Annotated in this window: 2 protein-coding genes and 1 pseudogene; 1 reads left to right on the top strand and 2 read right to left on the bottom strand. The window is 59.8% G+C overall.

Annotated features, from left to right (window positions below):
• The first annotated feature begins 252 nt into the window (after positions 1–252).
• Positions 253–762, top strand: coding sequence for a transposase (locus tag CSC94_RS23810; RefSeq protein WP_245408477.1), 510 nt, complete (start codon positions 253–255; stop codon positions 760–762).
• 143 nt (positions 763–905) lie between these two features.
• On the opposite strand, the pseudogene CSC94_RS23815 reads toward CSC94_RS23810, so the two are convergent.
• Together CSC94_RS23815 and CSC94_RS23820 are read right to left on the bottom strand one after the other, a co-directional pair.
• Positions 906–1,625, bottom strand: a pseudogene (locus CSC94_RS23815) (IS256 family transposase); the annotation flags it as partial.
• A 138-nt stretch (positions 1,626–1,763) separates the two neighbouring features.
• A partial coding sequence (locus tag CSC94_RS23820) for a transposase (RefSeq protein WP_099308847.1) occupies positions 1,764–2,525 on the bottom strand: 762 nt, incomplete at its 5' end.

Genomic DNA, 2,525 nt, shown 5'->3' on the forward strand with positions numbered 1-2,525 from the left:
TGGCTGTTCCGCGAGCAACTCGTCCAGGCCCGTGCAATCAACAATCTGTTCGCCCGTTTCGACAAGCATCTCTCCAGGTCCGGGTATCTCGCCAAGGGTGGGCAGATCGTGGATGCCACGCTGATCGCAGCCCCGAAACAGCGCAACAATGATGGCTAAAAGGCTGCGATCAAGGCTGGCAAGACAGCCGACGAGATCTGGCCTGACCAGCCCGCCAAGGCGGCGCAGAAGGATACGGATGCAAGGTGGACAGTGAAGTTCTCCAAGGCCAGGCCTGATGCTGACGGCATGGTGCGTCAGCGCGACATCGCAATTCCGGCATTCGGCTACAAGAACCATGCCTCGATTGATCGACATGGTGACTTCATTCGCGGCTGGACGGTGACGAGCGCATCGGCCCATGACGGCGCGCAACTCCGCAATGTTCTGAACCGTGAGAACACCGGTTCGACAGTCTGGGCCGATACCGCCTACCGGTCGAAGGCGAACGAAGCCTGGCTGGAAAAGAATGGCTATGTCAGCGATATCCACCACAGCAAGCCGAAGGGCCGTCCGATGAGCGAGGCTACCTCAAGGGCGAATGGCCGGCGCTCGAAGGTCCGCACCTTTGTCGAGCATGTCTTCGCCCGCCAGAAGGCACAAATGCGGCTCTTCATCAGAACCATCGGCATCGAACGGGCGCGAGTGAAGATCGGCGTGGCCAACATCGCTTACAATCTCACCCGCTATGTCTGGCATGAGGGGAGAAGTGCGCCTGCATGACGGAAAACCGATCTCAGGCGAGCCGGAAACATCGGAAATAGCAGGCAAGAAGAAGGCCCGCTGGCGCCAGACTTCTGGTCACGCCGCGCCGAAATACCCCCGATCCACTCGTTCAGCCAAAACTACCCGGTAAATCGAGGCGTCCAGTTGCGATGCCAGCTCTGGGCGATGGCCGGATATTTGTGCCCCCATGGCCCGGCCTCGAAGGCCAGAAGCGCACGCATGCCCGCCTCGACATCGGCCGCGCGGTAAATCTCGCGGAGCGCGGGAACGACCGGCTTGCGGTCTTTCCAGGATACGAAGTCCAGACTGTGCCGGATGAGGTGAACGACGCATGTTTGCACGATCGTCGCCGGAAACGCCGCGTTGATCGCCTCGGAAAAGCCCTTCAGGCCGTCGACGATCGCGATGAGAATGTCTTCGACGCCACGGTTCTTCAGTTCGTTCATGACACGCAGCCAGAACTTCGCGCCCTCCGACGTCTCGATCCAGATGCCGAGGATGTCCTTGGTGCCGTCAGACTGGATGCCGAGCGCCAGATAGACGGCCTTGTTGCGCACCAATCCTTCATCCCTGATCTTCACGCGCATGGCGTCGAAAAAGATCAGAGGATAGCAGCGTTCGAGCGGCCGGTTCTGCCATTCCGTTACCGTCTCCAGCACCGCATCCATAATCGTCGAGATCAGGTCAGGCGAGACATCGAGGCCATAGATCTCCTGAAGATGCCCCTGGATCTCGCGCACGCTCATGCCGCGGGCATACATCGAGATGATTTTGCCGTCGAAGCCGGGAAACCGGCGCTGGTATCGCGCGATCAGCTTGGGATCGAACGTCCCCTCCCGGTCGCGCGGCACCTGGATACTTCGATTTACCGGGTAGTTTCGGCTGAACGAGTGGATCGGGGATATTTCGGCGCGGCGTGACCAGAAGTCTGGCGCCAGCGGGCCTTCTTCTTGCCTGCTATTTCCGATGTTTCCGGCTCGCCTGAGATCGGTTTTCCGTCATGCAGGCGCACTTCTCCCCTCATGCCAGACATAGCGGGTGAGATTGTAGGCGATGTTGGCCACGCCGATCTTCACTCGCGCCCGTTCGATGCCGATGGTTCTGATGAAGAGCCGCATTTGTGCCTTCTGGCGGGCAAAGACATGCTCGACAAAGGTGCGGACCTTCGAGCGCCGGCCATTCGCCCTTGAGGTAGCCTCGCTCATCGGTTTGCCCTTCGGTTTCTTCTGATGGATGTCGCTGACATAGCCATTCTTTTCCAGCCAGGCTTCGTTCGCCTTCGACCGGTAGGCGGTATCGGCCCAGACTATCGAACCGGTGTTCTCACGGTTCAGGACGTTGCGGAGTTGCGCGCCGTCATGGGCCGATGCGCTCGTCACCGTCCAGCCGCGAATGAAGCCACCATGTCGATCAATCGAGGCATGATTCTTGTAGCCGAATGCCGGAATTGCGATGTCGCGCTGGCGCACCATGCCGTCAGCATCAGGCCTGGCCTTGGAGAACTTCACTGTCCACCTTGCATCCGTATCCTTCTGCGCCGCCTTGGCGGGCTGGTCAGGCCAGATCTCGTCGGCTGTCTTGCCAGCCTTGATCGCAGCCCTTTCGCCATCATTGTTGCGCTGTTTCGGGGCTGCGATCAGAGTGGCATCCACGATCTGCCCACCCTTGGCGAGATACCCGGACCTGGAGAGATGCTTGTCGAAACGGGCGAACAGATTGTTGATTGCACGGGCCTGGACGAGTTGCTCGCGGAACAGCCA

The sequence above is a fragment of the Zhengella mangrovi genome, from assembly GCF_002727065.1.
Classification (GTDB): domain Bacteria; phylum Pseudomonadota; class Alphaproteobacteria; order Rhizobiales; family Rhizobiaceae; genus Zhengella; species Zhengella mangrovi.